Genomic DNA, 16,366 nt, shown 5'->3' with positions numbered 1-16,366 from the left:
AGGAGCAGAGTGTTCCTCCACAGGCTGAGCCGTCATGAAAGCACTAGCCCCGTTTTCCACAAAGTGCCGGCCCACTGGTCAGGGTAGGCCTTCATGCTGGTGGACTTTGCTCATGGAACAGGCCACTACCCGCAATTCGCACCCCAGAAGCCGAGCGGCTTCCGACCGTCGTCCGGGCGCACGCCCGCGTCCGGACACTGCGGGTACCGGAAATGCCGGGGGCCGCGCGGAAGGGCCGCGGGAGCCATCCAGCGCATGGACAACCGGCGCATCCCGCCAGGCGGACATGGGCCTGGAGTTGCCGGGCGTGTTCTGCGTGTCCGCCGGTGATGCTCCTGCTGCAGGCACGGTGTTGCCGCCCGGGTTGATGGGGATGCTCTCCCTCCAAAGTCCGGAAGAACTGGGGCAGGAAGCGGCGCTGCAGACCCTGGAGCGTCTCAATGCCGTGGGCTGCTGGGTGCAGGCGCAACAGGCGCGCACCGTGTACCGGCTGCAGGAACTCACCGCACACAACCTCTACCCGCATCCGGACCCATACCCGGCACCTCCGGATCCGGTGCCCGCGGCTGATGCGGCTCCCGAGCCGAACGCTGCCTTCACACCGTGGGACGGGGAGTGGGTTCTGCGTACCACCGCCGCCGAGATCGGTGCCCTGCTGTGCCTGCCCGGAGTTACCGCGCAGCGGCTGGTCGCCGATTCGGAACAGTTGTGCACCAGATGCCCCGAGACGCTGGCCCTTCTCGAACACGGTGGTATTGATTACCGCAGGGCCCGCACCGTTGTGGAGCAGACCGGCGGCCTGCGCCTCGAGGACGGGAGGCTGCTTGAGGCCAAGCTGCTGCCACTGGCTCCCGGGAAGACCGGTCCGCAGTTCGACCGCACGGCCCGCCGGATGCGGGAGGGGATGTTCCCTCATACCATTCCGGAACGCCACCGGAGGGCCGCACAGGATCGCAGGGTCTGGGTAGAGGACCTGCCGGACGGAATCGGTGTCCTTTCGGCGTTCCTGCCGGCTGCTACCGCGCACGGGATCTTCAACGGATTGACCGTCTGCGCACGCGGGGAGCAGAAAGCCGGGGATTCCCGGACTCTCGACCAGCTGCGTGCCGACGTCCTCGTTGCGGCGCTTACCGGCCAAGAGACACGATCCATGGCGGCGCCGACCAGACTGCCGGGAACGGTGGCGGAACCGCCCGCAGGGATGCAGGCAGGCTCGGCAGGGGAACCAACCGCGGGAGAGAGCTGGCCAGCCGGGGGACTGCGGGCGGAGGTGATGGTGCTTGTCTCTGCCGAATCGCTGTTGGGATTCTCAAACGCGCCAGCGGAGTTGAATGGCTACGGTCCGATCAGTGCCGGGATTGCGCGCGAACTGCTGGCGAGCATGGGACGGTGGACCGGGCTGCTGCAGAGCGGTGACGGGGAGATCCTGGCAGTCGGCAGGCGGCGCAGGATTCCGCCTGCGCTCAAACGTTGGCTGCAGGCCCGCGACGGGACCTGCCGGTTCCCGGGATGCAGCGTGGCAGCAGAGAACTGCGAACTAGACCACACTCTGCCCTGGGCGAGCAATGGTCCCACCGAGCATGGGAACCTGGCTCACCTATGCAGGAAGCACCACCGTTTCAAGACAGTCGGGTTGTGGAAGGCCAGGCAACCGGCACCCGGGGTAATCGAGTGGACTTCGCCGATGGGTCGGATCTACCGCACGGACGCCCAGGGCAGCGACTTCAACGGATCTGGTACTTCCGGGGCCGGATGCTCGGGAACCGTGCAGGCAGGAACCGGCGGACCGAGTCGGGAGCCAGACGAGAGCACTCCGCCCTTCTGACGGCATCACCGGTAGTAAAAGGCAGCCTGATTTCCCCTGTCCCGCCGCCGACCTTCCCGTCCCTGCCTCTCCCGTCCTGTCCCGCGGTCAACGGCCCGCTGCACCTCCCGCGGCTCCGGTAATCAGGCCCGCAGCAGTCTCAGAATCGTCCTCAGCGCAGCTCTGCCTTCAGGCACGGGGAGCAACGGGTAAACATGGACACCGCCGTCAGCGACATGCAGCGAAACAGGCGTTCCGGCCGTCCTCATCAGGCTTTCCAGCCGGAGCACATCGGGATAGGGCAGGTCATGGGTTCCGACAAACAGGTCCGTTGGCGGCAGACCCGACAGGCTGCCGTTGATGGGGCTGATGCGCGGGTCCGCCACGTCGTCACCGGATGCCCAGGCCCGGCCCGCAATCCGAAGCCCGGCACGGCTCAGCCAGGGATCCACGGCTTCAACCGCGGCAAGCTCCGGATTTTCCATCGCGACGTCCACCCAGGGGGACAGCAGAACCAAACGCCGCGGCTGAGGCAGAGCATATTCCGACAGCTGCTGGGCAAAGGCCAGAACGAGCCCGCCCCCGGCTGAGTCGCCCACAAAAGCCACGTCCCGGGGATCGCAGTCTTCGAGCAGCCGCCGGTACACGGACGCCAGCAGTGGGGATGCATCCCGATGGCTGTACCCGGGCGCCAGACCGTACAGCGGAACCTCCACCCGGTGGCCCGCTGCCGCCAGACGGGCGATGAACCGCCAGTGCCAGGCGCTGATCGGGCTGATGTACGAACCGCCGTGCAGGTACAGGACCGCGGAGGGTACCGCGGAAGCCCAGGCAACGCCGGGGTTCCGGGACGTCACGGAGTAGCAGGAGAACCCGTCCACGTGCCGTTGCTCGACTCGAAACTTTCGCAACAGCCCGCGGGGCGGCTCAGCAGCCGGCTTTACGGTGTAGAGTCTCGCCTCGGTGCGTTCGGCCGTGGCCGTCAGCGGCTTCCGGGTCAGCCGCAGATACGGCTCCAGGAGCCTCATAGGCAGACTTGCCATCACCTCCTCCCGGGTGTTGCCGCTGCCCGGATAAACTGCAGCACCGGATCAGCGAGTCCGGCCCCTATGACGTCGGGTGTCCGTTTCTGCCCCCGGACCTCGAAGGAGTGGTTTCCGCCGTCAATCCGCTGAACTTCCGCGTTCGGGCCAATCCGCTCGGCCACCGGTTCCAGCTCGCCGGGCAGGGCAAACGTGTCACGGGTGCCCTGCAGAAACAGCATCGGCAGGGTCAGGCCGTACAAGTGCTCGTCGCGCAGCTTCTCCGGTTTGCCCGGCGGATGCAGCGGGTAGCCCAGGTACACCAGCCCGGCGGCGTCCATGCCCTCCGCCACCGCCATGGACGCCATGCGGCCGCCGAAGGACTTCCCGCACGCCCAGACCGGCCCGCCGTCGTCGCGCTCCGCCACCGTGGCCATAACGGCCTTCCACGTTTCGACAGCTACGGGAGCCCGGTCCGGAACCTTCTTCCCGGCCTCCCGGTACGGAAAGTTGAAGCGCAGGGTGGCCGCACCGCCGTCGTTCAGGGCTGCGGTAAACCCGGTAAGGAAGGGGTGCTCCATACCGGTGCCGGCTCCATGGGCGACGACGACGGTCACATCCGCGCCCTCAGGTCGGGACAATACGGCGGATACGTGCCCTCCGCCGACGGGAATGGACAGGTCAAGATGATCAACGTGCATGTGTTCAAACGTACTGCCATCCCGGGCCGAACACCTTGAGCGTAGAAGGTAATACCACTAGAATGGAAAGCGGACAGGATCCGAAGGCCCCATAAGCGCAGCCGGTATCGGCACCACGCGCAGCCTCTCCTGAAATCCGCGGTCCGCCTTGGGCGACGAACCGCAACACCACCACTCCGGCACAGAAGCCACCGCTTTGCGGCACATCGATTCATCGTGCCCGGAGTACCATCCCATGCCTCTCGAAGGGAGCATCAGCTATATGTTGAAGCACGTTGCTGTGACGCGCACCAGGACCACCACTTCACGATTCACCGCACAGATCACGGCCATTGCCGCCGGATGTGCGCTGGTTGCCGGGGGAGTATCGGCAGCCGAAATCGCGATGCTGAACGCAGAACCGGCCTCGAGCCAGGTTCTCGCCGAAGCAACCGCCTAGCGCGCAGAAGAGGTCTCCGCCGTCGTTCCCACCCGGGAATGGCGGCGTTTTTGCGTTAACGGACACCGGTGCTCTCCTAGAATGGAAGAACACCATTTCTACATCCGGGGAGCACTGTGCCCAGAGGCAAACACCATCCGCCGCGTCCGAAACCGGCCAATAGCGAGGGCATGCTCATCGCCAATGACCTGAAGAAGGAGCGGGGCTGGACCGACGGACAGATCAAGACCTTCCTGCCCGAACCGGACAAGACCGCACGGAACCCGTTTTCCCGCAAGGCAGCCCCCATGAAGCTGTACGCTCTGGAGCGCGTTGAGGCCATCGAGGCCACACCGGAGTATGCCAAGGCCCGCGAAGCCTCCCGTAACCGGCAGCTGGCGGCGCGGGAGCGTGCCCTGGTGAAGAAGAAGGCAGCGGTCGCCGTCGCCGAAGCGCTGGAGCTGCGCATTGTTCCCGAGCCGTGGGAGACCATGCAGCGTAAGGCGGTCGAGCATTTCAACGGACGCCTCCGCGGCAAGCAGTCCCCGGCCAGCCTCTCCACGGCACCGTCGCGGCTGAACCGGCTGACGGTGAACTACCTGCGGCACCAGCAGACCTCCTATGAGGAGGAGCTTAAGGAATTCAAGGGCGTGGTGGGCGTCGGCGAGGCTTACCTGGTGGTCCGCAACCGCATCCTGGACCTGATCGCTTCCACCTACCCGCAGCTGCAGGCCGAGTGCGAGCGGCAGAAATTCGATGCACCGGAACTTCCCGACGGCGTGACCCTGTAGCCGGCGCCGGGGCGTCCGGCAGGTCCGCAACTACTCAAACGTAACGTCGCGGGTGGACGGAATGAAAAACCGCCCCCGCCCGGTGAGGGGCGGAGGCGGTTCATCGGCTGCTATCGGCCGCTGCTCAGACGCTTAGACGCCGTAGTAGAGCTCGAACTCGAACGGGTTCGGGCGCAGTGCCAGCGGCTGGATTTCGAATTCACGCTTGTACGAGATCCAGCTGTCGATCATGTCCTGGGTGAACACGCCGCCGGCCTGAAGGAACTCATTGTCGTTCTCCAGGGCAACCAGTGCCTCTTCGAGCGACGCCGGAGCCTTCTGGATGTGCTTGGCCTCTTCGGGCGGCAGCTCGTAGAGGTCCTTGTCGATCGGATCCGCCGGCTCGATGCGGTTCTTGATGCCGTCCAGGCCAGCCATCAGCTGGGCGGAGAACGCCAGGTAAGGGTTGGAGGAGGGATCCGGAGCGCGGAACTCGAGGCGCTTGGCCTTCGGGTTCGAGCCGGTGATCGGGATGCGGATAGCCGCGGAACGGTTGCCCTGCGAGTAGACCATGTTCACGGGAGCTTCAAAGCCCTTGACCAGGCGGCGGTAGGAGTTGACCGTCGGGTTGGTGAAGGCAAGCACGGCGGAGGCGTGCTTGAGCAGGCCGCCGATGTACCAGCGGGCCAGGTCCGAAAGACCGGCGTAACCCTTCTCGTCGTAGAACAGCGGCACTCCGCCGTTCCACAGGGACTGATGGCAGTGCATGCCCGAACCGTTGTCACCGAAGATGGGCTTCGGCATGAAGGTGGCGGACTTGCCCCAGGAATCGGCAACGTTCTTGACGATGTACTTGAACTTCTGCAGATCGTCGGCCGCGTGCGTCAGGGTGGTGAACTTGTAGTTGATCTCAGCCTGGCCGGCGCCGCCGACTTCGTGGTGGGCACGCTCGACTTCGAGGCCCACGTTGTCCAGCTCCACGCTGATGGCATCGCGCAGGTCAGCCTGCTTGTCCACGGGGGCCACGGGGAAGTAGCCGCCCTTGTACGGGGTCTTGTTGCCCAGGTTGCCGCCCTCTTCCTCGCGGCCGCTGTTCCACGGAGCTTCCTCGGAGTCCACCTTGTAGAAGCTGCCCTTCGGGGAAGACTCGTACTGGACGTTGTCGAAGATGTAGAACTCGGCTTCCGAACCGAAGAAAGCCGTATCGGCGATGCCCGTGGAGGCCAGGTAAGCCTCGGCACGCTCGGCAACGCCGCGCGGGTCGCGGTGGTACGGCTCCCCGGTGCGCGGGTTCACAATCGAGAAGTTCAGCGCTAGGGTCTTCTCGATCCGGAAGGGATCGACAAACGCCGTCGTGACATCCGGGATGAGCTGCATGTCGGACTCTGCAATGCCCTGGAAGCCGCGGATGGATGAGCCGTCGAACAGCTGACCGTTGACGAAGAAATCGGCATCTACGGTTTTGGCCGGCACGTTGAAGTGCTGCTGCACTCCGGGTACGTCGGTGAATCGGATGTCGACGAACTTCACTTGCTCGTCAGCGATGAACCTGAGGACTTCGTCCGCGTTCTTGAACATCGTTTATGTGCTCCTATACAACTGTTTTGGGTGGAAGACCTCGGGCTGCAAGACCAAAGCTGGCGCCTGGCCCTTTGACCGTCCGGCGCATCACCTTGACCCTAAGGGGGTCGGGTTTCCCAGCGGTGACACATGTGTTTCCGGAAGGTTACGCAGCCGATGGCCTCCCTTCCACCCTATCCGCAACCTCCGGAGACAGTGATAATAGTGGGTTTATTTACATCACAGCCCCCCGGGTAGTCTTTAACCGTGGTTGATAGAAGCGATATAGGTTCCTGGCTGGAAGGCCCTCCCTCCGACGAGAGCACGTGGCCGGGCAAGCGCCTCGGACGCCCGCGTACCGGACCGGGGTCCATAGCCCGCGTCGGCCCGCGCCTGGGAGCCCTGGTTATCGACTGGGCCATCGCTTCGCTCATTGCCTACTGGCTCTTCGGCGGAGACGACTTTGCCATTCTGGCGATCTTCGCCGTCGAGCAGATCCTGCTCGTCAGCCTCCTCGGCTACAGCATCGGCCACCGCGTCTTCAGCCTGCAGGTGCAGAAAATGGACGGCCGGCCCGCCAACATTCCTGCAGCGATTGTCCGCACGCTGCTGCTGTGCCTGGTGATTCCGGCGGTGGTGTTCGACGCCGACCAGCGCGGCCTGCATGACCGCGCCATGGGCACGGTACTGGTGAAGGTGAAGCACTAGGCTTTGAATCAGCCCGCGGATCTGGCAGATTCCGGGTATGAAACTACTGATTCTGGGCGGAACCGCCTGGCTGGGACATCAGACCGCCCTCGCCGCTGCAGCCGAAGGCCACCAGGTCACCTGCGCTGCCCGGGGAAGCTCCGGCGAACCGCCGGCCGAAGCCTCCTTCCTGCGGGTGGACCGCGACGCCGACGACGGCCTGGCAGCAGCCGCCGAACAGCACTGGGACGCCGTCATTGATGTTTCCCGCCAACCGGGCCAGGTGCGCCGCGCCGTCCGCGACCTGAGGGATGCCGCCGACTTCTACGTCTTCGTCTCGACCGGCAACGTCTACGCCAGCCAACGGGAGTTCGGGCAGGACGAGGATGCCGCCCTGCTGGCACCCCTGGCGGGCGACGTCATGGCGGACATGGAAAGCTACGGCCCCGCCAAGGTCGCGTGTGAAGAGGCCGTCACCGGAGGGTTCGGCGCCGGTGCCCGCGCGATCATCCGGGCGGGGCTGATCGGGGGTCCGGGGGACACCTCGGGACGCAGCGGCTACTGGCCGCTGCGGTTTGCGCAGGGAGGCTCCGTGCTCGTGCCCGAAGCCCCGGACCAGCCCACGCAGCTCATAGATGTCCGTGACCTGGCCCGGTGGCTCGTACAGGTGGCCCGCAAACGGAGCGCCGGGGTATTCAACGCCGTGGGGGACACCGTGCCGTTCGCAGCGCATCTGGAGGCGGCTGCGGACGCAGCGGGAGAAGCCGGGGCAGCGGGCGAGGGAGACGCAGGCCGTGGGGGTGTTCCGGGAACTGCCATACCGGTTCCAACCCGGTGGCTCCGCGGGCAGGGCGTCAATGAATGGTCAGGCCCCCGTTCACTGCCGCTCTGGCTGGAAGATCCGGACTGGCACGGGATGAATGCCCGCTCCAATGTCCGGGCGCGTTCCGCGGGACTTCAGCTGCGGCCGCTGCGGCAGACCCTTGCTGACACCCTTGCCTGGGAGGAAGCCGCCGGCGTCGAGCGTCCCCGCGGGGCAGGACTCACCCGGGAGGAAGAACGGAACCTGCTGGCCCGGCTGGCGGACGCGGATCCCCTGGTGCCGGAAGCCTGAGGGACAAAACAAAAGGGCCCCTCATAAGAGGGGCCCTTTTGGGTGCAGAATCGGCTAGCGTCCGCGGGTTGCCTTGCGGTCCGGACGGGCGCGGTAGGGGTCGATGCCCTTGGGGATCGGCAGCCGGGTGCCGAGCGCCGAAAGCCGCTTGTTGACGGTGGCGACTTCCTGCTTGGTCAGTGCCTTGGGAAGCTTCTTGGCCGTGGTCGCTACCTTGGACAGCGGAACCTGGCCCTCGCCGCGGCCCGTGTGGATGACCGTGATCGGAACCTTGGGGACGATGCGGTTCATGCGCCGGCGTTCGCCGTCGGCCAGTGCCTTCGCCCGGGAGGGGGAACCTTCGGTGACCAGGACGATGCCGGGACGGCCGATGGCACGGAAGACGGCTTCCTGGGTACGCGGGTTCACGGCGACGGGCTGTTCCTCCAGGATCCAGCCGCGGCGCAGCACGCTCAGGGCTGCGCCGGAAGCTCCCGGCTGGCCTTCAATCTGCGTGAACGCCGCCCGTTCGGCCCGGCGGGAGAGGATGAACACAGCGGCAAGCAGGCCGAGGGGGATGGCGATGATAAGCATCGTGATCCAGTTGTCGATCAGGAAGCCGATCAGCAGGCCCACGGCGATAATGCCGAGGAACGCGCCGAGCATCAGCCATACGACGTTGGGATCGTTGCGCCGGGTCATCTTGAAGACCTGGGCAATCTGCTTCATGCGCCCGTCCTTCTTGGGCTTCTTTTCCCCCTTCGGCTTGCGGGAAAAGACGCCTTTGCGGGCGCTCTGGGATGCGTCTGAATCGGTGCTTTTGGCCATAATGAGTTCATTCTACGTGATGGAAGGCGTGCGGTTATGAAGTGCCTTCGGTTCGGCGGAACCGGTGCGTCTGCAGTGCGGGACGGTGGGCGCCGTCGGCGGAGTTATCCGCGGGCGAGGATGGAGGAGGCTTCCTGGAGCGTGCTCCCCGAGTCCTCGATGTGCGCCAGCTGCGGGGGCAGCTCGCGGCCCTTGCGGCGCATGGCACCGGCCCAGAGCCGCCCGGCACGGTACGAGGAGCGCACCAGCGGTCCGCTCATAACGCCCAGGAAGCCCAGTTCCTCGGCTTCGGTACTGATGTCGACGAATTCCTGCGGCTTGACCCAGCGGTCCACCGGCAGGTGGCGTTCGCTGGGGCGCAGGTACTGGGTGATGGTGATCAGGTCGCACCCGGAATCCCGCAGGTCCTTCAGTGCGCCGGAGATTTCTTCGCGCGTTTCACCCATGCCGAGAATCAGGTTGGACTTGGTGACCATGCCCATGTTCTGCCCCTGGGTGATGACGTCGAGGGAACGCTCGTACCGGAACGCCGGCCGGATCCGCTTGAACAGGCGGGGAACCGTTTCGACGTTGTGGGCAAAGACCTCGGGCCGGGCTTCGCAGATGTCGATGATGTGCTCCACCTTCCCGGAAAAGTCGGGGATCAGGATCTCGACGCCGGTGCCGGGGTTGAGCTCATGGATTTTCCGGATGGTCTCGGCATAGAGCCAGACACCCTCGTCCGCCAGGTCGTCGCGGGCCACGCCGGTGACCGTGGCGTAGCGCAGGTTCATCTGCTGTACCGAACGCGCCACCTTGGTGGGCTCCATCAGGTCCAGCGGCGAGGGCTTGCCTGTGTCAATCTGGCAGAAGTCGCAGCGCCGGGTGCATTCGGACCCGCCGATGAGGAAGGTTGCCTCGCGGTCCTCCCAGCATTCAAAGATGTTGGGGCAGCCCGCTTCCTCGCAGACCGTGTGCAGGCCTTCCTGCTTCACCTGCTTCTTCAGCTCCACGTATTCAGGGCCGATGTTTACCTTGGCCTTGATCCATTCGGGCTTGCGTTCCACGGGGACGGCGACGTTGCGCTGTTCAATGCGCAGCAGGCGCCGTCCTTCAGGGGCGAGGGTCACAGCAGGGCTCCTTTCGGCCGGCTGCCGGCAGGGACGGCGCCGATGCCGGGGAGGTTCTTCGAGGGGGTGGTGCCGGTCAGGGCCGCCTCGCGGGCGGCAAGTGCGGCTTCAATCCGGGTGACGACGTCGGCCGGGGACACGGTGTCTCCCGTTTCGGTGCTGATCGATGTGGTTCCGGCGTCGGTGATGCCGCAGGCAACGATCTGGCTGTAAGGCGCCAGGTCATTGCTGCAGTTCAGGGAGAATCCGTGCATGGTGACGCCCTGGTGGACGCGGATGCCGACGGCGGCGATCTTGCGGTCCGGAACGCCGAAGGGCTGCCCGTCTCCCCGGATCCAGACGCCGGAGCGCCCTTCAACCCGGACACCGGCAATCCCGTAGTCCCGCAGCACGGAGATGACGGCCGCTTCGAGGGCATCAACATACGCCCTGACGGCGGACGGGTCAGCGAGCTTCAGGATGGGATAGCCCACCAGCTGGCCGGGTCCGTGCCACGTCAGTTTTCCGCCGCGGTCCACGTTGATCACCGGGGTGCCGTCGAAAGGACGCTCGTGCGGCTCGGTACGACGCCCTGCCGTATAGACCGGGGTGTGCTCAAGCAGCAGCACCGTGTCCGGTACCTTGCCCTCCAGTACCTGCCGGTGCAGCTGCTGCTGGAGATCCCAGCCTGCTGAATAGTCCACGTAGTGCGGAGCCAGGCCTACGCGGGTGAACTCCAAAGCCATGGCCACCAGCCTAGACCCCCGCAGCTGTAATGTGGACCACACTCCGCGGGGGTTTGGCCGGCCGGGTTTTCCTGCCCCGGCCGAGGAGAAATACCCTGTGGATAACTGCCGTGCAGGTCGGGGAGTAGCGAAGACTCTGCTCCCATGGACACGACCCCGCTGCCTGACCTCCCTGATGGAGACCGCCGACGCGGCATCCCGGTGTCTCCTGCACCGGACGTGCCGGGTTTCCGGGTGGACCGGCTGCTGGGTGTCGGAGGCACTGCCGCGGTCTGGCTAGTCCGGGACTCGGATGGCGCCCCGTTCGCCCTGAAGGTCCCGGTGCGCGGGGCAGACGGGGGAGTAAACGCCTTTGAAGCCCGGCGTGAAGTGAATATCCTTTCCCGGCTGGAACATCCGCACCTGCTGCAGGTGCACGCGGTGGTCGAAACGGACCAGGGTACCGGCCTGCTCGGCGGGTATGCCGCGGGCGGCAGCGCAGCGGGCCTGGTTGCAGCCCGGGGGCCGGTCCAGCCGGGGGAAGCCGTCAGCATCCTTGTGGGGATAGCCGGTGCCCTGGGTTACCTCCACGCGCGGGGTACGGCCCACGGCGATGTATCGCCCGGGAACATCCTGTTCACTCCCGAGGGCAGGCCGCTGCTGGCTGACTTCGGCTCTGGCCGGCTGCTGGGGGAACCCGGGGCGCCACATCCGGGGACACCGGGGTTCTCTGCCCCCGAGCGCCGGGACGGAGCGGACGCCGGGCTGGGTGCGGCGTCGGACATCTACTCGCTGGCCGCCGTGGGCTGGTTTTTACTGACTGGACGGATTCCCCCGCCCAGCCGTTCCCGGCCCCCGCTGTCGATCCTGGTTCCCGGAGTGGGGAGGGAGCTGCCGGCCCTGCTGGAGGCCGGATTGGCGGAGGATGCTGCAGTGCGACCCGGTGCCGGCGAATTCGCGGCTGCTGTCTACCGCAGTGTTCCCGCCCTGCCCGTGGACCTGGTGGCTGCCGTTCATCCGGACGTTCATCCCGAACTGCTGACCCGCCGGACAGAATCGGCCGGTTCCGGTGCAGGGGGACGAAAGCGCTGGTGGCGGAGGCCCGGCCAGCGGCGGGGCGGGGCTGGTGCCGCCGGACGGGGAGTGCGGCAGGGTCGGGGACGGAACCGCAGGAAGGAGCGCAGGCGGGAGCGCAGACGGGAGCGGGACCGGGAGCGCAGACGGGATCGGGACCGGGAGCGGGACCGGACCCGGGAGCAGAGTCGGGACCTGGACCGGGAGCAGGAGACGGGACGACAGGGACGGCGACGGCGACGGCGTGCCGCCGGTCCGCCCCGGGAACGGCGGATTGTGCCGGTTGCCGCCGCAGCCGTGGTTGCCGCAGTGCTGGTGCTTGCGGCAATAGCGCTCGCAGCCCCTGAACTCCTGAGTGTCCGCAGTACCGCTCCCGAGGCCCGGAATGGGTCCGCAGGCGACTCCACGGGTGCTGCCCGGGACACAACAGCACCTGCCGCACCTGCACCTTCCCACGGGAATGGGGAGCTGCCCGGGACGGCAGGGAAGAGCGTGGACTCGCTGCTGTCGGAAACCGCAGCCGAGGATCCCGCACAGGCCCTGCCCGCGCTCGCCGAACTGCGGACAAGAGCTTTCACCGGTGCCGACCCTGCGCTGCTCGACCACGTTAACGCTCCGGAGTCAGAAGCACAGTTGGCCGATCAGGAGCAGGTGGGCCGGCTCGCTTCGGAAGGAGATACCCTGGCCGGGCTGGTCATGACGGTGGACGTGCTGGGGCGCAGCGGGCCGGCACCGCCGGAGGCAGCCCTGCCGCCAGACCCGACTCCGGGGTCTGCGGAACTGCGTGTCCGGATGCAGGTTTCCGCCTACACACACATGAACCGGACCGGCGAGGTGCTCCGGCAGGAGCCGGCACAACAGCAGGAGGTGCTGCTGGTGCTGGTGCGAAACGAGGGCATGTGGCGGATCAGCCGGGTTCTGGCCGCGTCATGAGGCCGGCTGCTCACCGGACATGTCCACGGTGAAAGATAGGATCGAGCCATGAGTCCTACTTCATACCTCCGTTTCCCTGACCTGCACGGGGACCTCCTCACTTTTGTCGCCGAAGATGACGTCTGGATGGCTCCCGTCAGCGGCGGCCGCGCGTGGCGGGTTTCCGCGATGCAGCTGCCCGCCCGCAGCCCGAAGTTCTCCCCGGACGGGAGCCGGCTGGCGTGGCAGGTGGTCCAGGGCGGAGCCCCGGAAATCGTTACGGCCGACGTCGACGGCGGGGACTTCCGGCAGCTGACCTTCTGGGGCAGCCAAAGCACGCGGCTCAAGGGATTCAACTCGGCCGGACACGTCATTGCCACCTGCTCCGTGGAGCAGGAAGACAACCGGCTGCGCTGGGCGTTCGCCGTGCCCCTCGACGGCACGGCACCGGTGAAGCTTCCGTACGGGCCGGTGGAAACCGTCGCCGAAGGACCCGTAATCGGTGACGAACGCCCGATGGTGATCGGCAGCATGCTCACCCGCGAACAGGCATGGTGGAAGCGCTACCGCGGCGGAACTGCAGGAAAGCTCTGGATTGACGCGGACGGCAACGGAGAGTTCCTTCGCCTGGTGCCCGAACTGGACGGCAACCTGTCGGACCCGATGTGGATCGACGGCAGGGTGGTCTTCCTTTCGGACCACGAAGGCTACGGCAACCTCTATTCCGTCACTCCCCAGGGTGGGGACCTCCGCCGGCACACGGACTTTGAAGGCTTTTACGTCCGGCATGCGTCCTCCGACGGCAGCCGGATCGTGTTCGAATCGGCAGGACGCATCTGGCTCCTGTCTTCGCTGGACGCCGAAGCGCAGCCGCTGGACATCGTCCTGGGCTCGGCCGGCACAGCCCGCCGCCCGCGTCCCCTGAACGTCGCAAAGCACTTGTCAGCGGTTGTACCGGACGCCAAGGGAACCGCGAGCGTGGTGGAAACCCACGGAACGCTGCACTGGCTGACCCACCGCGACGGTCCCTCCCGTGTCATTGAAGCCGACTCGGCCGTCCGCAGCCGCCTGGGCAGGCCGCTGGATCCCACCCGCGCCGTGTACGTCGCGGATAAAGACGGTGAAGAAGCAATCTATATCAAGGACGTCTTCGCGGACCTCCCCGCAGGGGCGGCAGTCCCGGCGGCCAAGGAGGGAATCTCCCCGGAGAAGCCGGCCGCACCTGCCGGTGAAACCAACGGTCTTGTCCTGCCGAGTCCGGTGTCTGCCTCCGGCGCTGCCGTTCCGGCCCCGCCGGTGAACAGCGACGAAGCCGGCGTTGCCGGGACGGGCGGCGCCGCGGTACCCGGCGCAGGCGCGCGGGAGGGTGCCGCAGCCGACGCCACTACCGACGCCACTACCGGCGTCGTCCGGGTAGGCTTCGAGCGCCCGACACGCGTGAGCCAGCTTGTCCCCAGCCCGGACGGACAGCGCGTAGGCGTGTCCACCGAATACGGCGAGGTGTTTGTGCTGAACGTGGCCACGGCAGAACTGTTCCCCGTGGCATCCTCGGGCTTCGGCGCCGTCGACCAGCTGGCCTTCTCACCGGACTCGCAGTGGCTGGTCTGGGCGGAACCGTCCAGCGGCGAAGGGCGGTCCCGGATCCGCCTGCGGTCCGTGCTGGATCCGGCCGCACCGGTCATCGACGTCACCGACGGCCGGTTCACCGACCATGATCCTTCCTTCACCACCGACGGCAGATACCTGGCCTTCCTTTCCGAGCGCAGCTTCGATCCGGTGTATGACACGCACCGGTTCGACCTCAGCTTCCCGTCCTCCACGAAGCCGTTCCTGGTGGCACTGGCAGCCGGAACACCTTCGCCGTTCGGCCCGTCGGTCTCCGGAACGTCCCCGGCCGTAACAGGCGGGGCGGCTGAAAAACCGGAAGGAACGGTGGCCCCCGTGCAGATCGACGCCGAACGGATCGGCGACCGCCTGATCGCGGTCCCCGTCCCGCAGGGGCTTTATGAAAAGCTCCGGACAGCCGAAGGGGCCCTGCTGTGGCAGGCTTCGGACCTTTACGGCGTCACTGGCGACGGACGGGCATCGGCAACCGACCGGGACCCTGCCTCCCGGCTTGAACGCTTTGATCTGGAGAAGAAGGACGTCTCCGTCCTGGTACCGGCGCTGGACGATTTCGAAGTCAGCGGCGACGGCACCAAGGTAGTGCTGCGCCACGAGGGCAGCGTCCGAACGGTGCCCGCTGCCGCCCGCGTGGAAGAGGACTCCGCCGACAACGTCCGCGTTGACCTTGACCGCATCCGGGTCCGGATCGACCCCGTGAAGATGTGGGGCCAGGCCTTCGATGAAGCGTGGCGCCTGCAGCGGGACTTCTTCTGGGCTCCGGACATGGGCGGGCTGGACTGGGAAGGCGTCCACGCCCGGTACCGCCCGCTGGTGCAGAACCTCGGCAGCCACGACGACCTTGTGGACCTGCTGTGGGAAATGCACGGCGAACTGGGTACCTCCCATGCCTACGTGACGCCCGCTCCGGTCACCGAACAAGGATCCGGTGGCCAGGGTTTCCTCGGCGCCGATCTGCGTCCCGGGGCCGGCGGGTGGGAAGTGGTCCGGATTCTCGGGGCAGAGTCCTCCGATCCGCAGGCCACGTCGCCGCTGACCGCCCCCGGCGCCGATGTCCACCCCGGCGACGTCATCGCAGCCGTGGACGGACAGCCGGTTCCCGCCGGGGAAGGACCCGCAGTCCTGCTCGCCGGTGCCGCCGGCCGGACCGTGGAACTGACGGTCGTCACCACGGGCGACGACGGCGCGCCGTCCCAGCGCCGGATCGCCGTCGTCCCGCTGCGCAGCGAGGAACGCCTGCGTTACCAGAACTGGGTCAGCGCCAACCGCCGCATCGTCCGCGAAGCTTCCAACGGCGAGTTCGGCTATCTGCACATTCCGGACATGGTGGCCAACGGCTGGTCGCAGCTGCACCGGGACCTGGACCAGGAGGCGTCCATGGGCGCACTGCTGGTGGACGTCCGGCGGAACCGCGGCGGGCACACCTCCCAGCTGGTTGCCGAGCTGCTTGGCCGGAAGGTCACGGCCTGGAGCAGCCCCCGGGCGGGCACTCCCACACCGTACCCGTCGCATGCTCCGCGGGGACCGGTGGTGATCCTCACTGACGAATTTGCCGGTTCCGACGGCGACATCGTCACCCAGGTCTCCAAGCTGCGGGGCATCGGCCCCGTGGTCGGCACGCGCACCTGGGGCGGCGTCGTCGGAATCGACGGACGCTTTAACCTGGTGGACGGAACCGCGGTGAACCAGCCGCGGTACGCGTTCTGGTTTACGGGCGGCGTGGGCTGGGACGTGGAAAACCGCGGCGTTGAGCCTGACATTGAGGTGGCTTTCCCGCCGCACGCCTACGTTGCCGGAGACGACCCGCAGCTGGAACACGGTGTGGGCATCCTGCGCGAAATGCTGTCAGAGCTGCCTACGGACGAACCGCCGGCGCTTGCCGGGTACCGCAGCCTCCAGCCGGCTCCGCTGCCGCCGCGGCCGCAGGGCCTGGCGGGGGAGGGCCGGCAGGAGGACGGTGACCTGCCCATTCCGGCCCCGGTATCGGCCGGCACGGGCAGCACCGATGGAACCAGGGACAGCCGGCATTGATGTCCGCACCAAAGGCCCGGCTCCGGCGGG

The 16,366-nt window shown here is 66.8% G+C and carries 13 protein-coding genes; 7 read left to right on the top strand and 6 right to left on the bottom strand.

Annotated features, from left to right (window positions below; genetic code table 11):
• The first annotated feature begins 286 nt into the window (after positions 1-286).
• A complete protein-coding gene (locus NNX37_RS11045) occupies positions 287-1,825 on the top strand; it encodes an HNH endonuclease (RefSeq protein WP_255792711.1) in 1,539 nt (512 codons plus the stop codon).
• A 122-nt stretch (positions 1,826-1,947) separates the two neighbouring features.
• Here NNX37_RS11045 and NNX37_RS11040 read toward each other — a convergent pair whose 3' ends face one another.
• Both NNX37_RS11040 and NNX37_RS11035 read right to left on the bottom strand, forming a co-directional pair.
• The gene (locus tag NNX37_RS11040) at positions 1,948-2,847 is read right to left on the bottom strand and encodes an alpha/beta hydrolase fold domain-containing protein (protein ID WP_255792710.1); all 900 of its coding nucleotides are present in this window, start codon (positions 2,845-2,847) and stop codon (positions 1,948-1,950) included.
• Positions 2,847-3,527 (bottom strand): alpha/beta hydrolase family protein, encoded by a 681-nt coding sequence (locus NNX37_RS11035; RefSeq protein WP_255792709.1) that lies wholly within the window; start codon positions 3,525-3,527, stop codon positions 2,847-2,849. Before NNX37_RS11035 ends, NNX37_RS11040 begins: the two co-directional genes overlap by 1 nt.
• Positions 3,528-3,789: 262 nt before the next feature.
• Here NNX37_RS11035 and NNX37_RS11030 point away from each other — a divergent pair, with 262 nt between their 5' ends.
• Together NNX37_RS11030 and NNX37_RS11025 are read left to right on the top strand one after the other, a co-directional pair.
• Positions 3,790-3,966, top strand: coding sequence for a hypothetical protein (locus NNX37_RS11030; RefSeq protein ID WP_255792707.1), 177 nt, complete (start codon positions 3,790-3,792; stop codon positions 3,964-3,966).
• A gap of 170 nt (positions 3,967-4,136) precedes the next feature.
• Entirely contained in the window at positions 4,137-4,736 is a 600-nt protein-coding gene (locus tag NNX37_RS11025; protein ID WP_255792705.1) for a hypothetical protein, read from the top strand.
• 132 nt (positions 4,737-4,868) lie between these two features.
• Here the strand turns inward: NNX37_RS11025 and glnA are convergent, their stop codons facing one another.
• Positions 4,869-6,293: a type I glutamate--ammonia ligase gene (gene glnA / locus NNX37_RS11020; RefSeq protein WP_255792703.1), complete on the bottom strand. Its 1,425-nt coding sequence runs from the start codon at positions 6,291-6,293 to the stop codon at positions 4,869-4,871.
• A gap of 249 nt (positions 6,294-6,542) precedes the next feature.
• Between glnA and NNX37_RS11015 the strand changes: the two genes are divergently transcribed.
• Positions 6,543-6,983: an RDD family protein gene (locus NNX37_RS11015; RefSeq protein WP_255792701.1), complete on the top strand. Its 441-nt coding sequence runs from the start codon at positions 6,543-6,545 to the stop codon at positions 6,981-6,983.
• A 37-nt stretch (positions 6,984-7,020) separates the two neighbouring features.
• The gene (locus NNX37_RS11010) at positions 7,021-8,076 is read left to right on the top strand and encodes an NAD-dependent epimerase/dehydratase family protein (RefSeq protein ID WP_255792700.1); all 1,056 of its coding nucleotides are present in this window, start codon (positions 7,021-7,023) and stop codon (positions 8,074-8,076) included.
• Positions 8,077-8,130: 54 nt separating this feature from the next.
• On the opposite strand, the gene NNX37_RS11005 is transcribed toward NNX37_RS11010, so the two are convergent.
• From NNX37_RS11005 to lipB, 3 genes are all read right to left on the bottom strand, one after another.
• A complete protein-coding gene (locus NNX37_RS11005; RefSeq protein ID WP_255792699.1) occupies positions 8,131-8,883 on the bottom strand; it encodes a DUF4191 domain-containing protein in 753 nt (250 codons plus the stop codon).
• Between the two features lie 104 nt (positions 8,884-8,987).
• Positions 8,988-9,992: a lipoyl synthase gene (lipA, locus tag NNX37_RS11000; RefSeq protein WP_255792698.1), complete on the bottom strand. Its 1,005-nt coding sequence runs from the start codon at positions 9,990-9,992 to the stop codon at positions 8,988-8,990.
• Positions 9,989-10,717 (bottom strand): lipoyl(octanoyl) transferase LipB, encoded by a 729-nt coding sequence (lipB, locus tag NNX37_RS10995; protein WP_255792697.1) that lies wholly within the window; start codon positions 10,715-10,717, stop codon positions 9,989-9,991. The genes lipA and lipB overlap by 4 nt, the downstream gene beginning before the upstream one ends.
• Before the next feature lie 144 nt (positions 10,718-10,861).
• Here lipB and NNX37_RS10990 point away from each other — a divergent pair, with 144 nt between their 5' ends.
• Together NNX37_RS10990 and NNX37_RS10985 are read left to right on the top strand one after the other, a co-directional pair.
• On the top strand, positions 10,862-12,703 hold the full coding sequence (locus NNX37_RS10990) for a serine/threonine-protein kinase (RefSeq protein ID WP_255792696.1): 1,842 nt from the start codon (positions 10,862-10,864) through the stop codon (positions 12,701-12,703).
• Between the two features lie 48 nt (positions 12,704-12,751).
• Positions 12,752-16,336 carry a S41 family peptidase gene (locus tag NNX37_RS10985; RefSeq protein ID WP_255792695.1) on the top strand — a complete coding sequence of 1,195 codons (3,585 nt, stop codon included), beginning with the start codon at positions 12,752-12,754 and terminating at the stop codon, positions 16,334-16,336.
• The last annotated feature ends 30 nt before the right edge of the window (positions 16,337-16,366 follow it).

The organism is Arthrobacter zhaoxinii, assembly GCF_024385505.1.
Lineage (GTDB): Bacteria > Actinomycetota > Actinomycetes > Actinomycetales > Micrococcaceae > Arthrobacter_B > Arthrobacter_B zhaoxinii.
The sequence above is the reverse complement of the archived record's forward strand: the minus strand, read 5'-3'. Positions and strand labels throughout refer to the sequence as shown.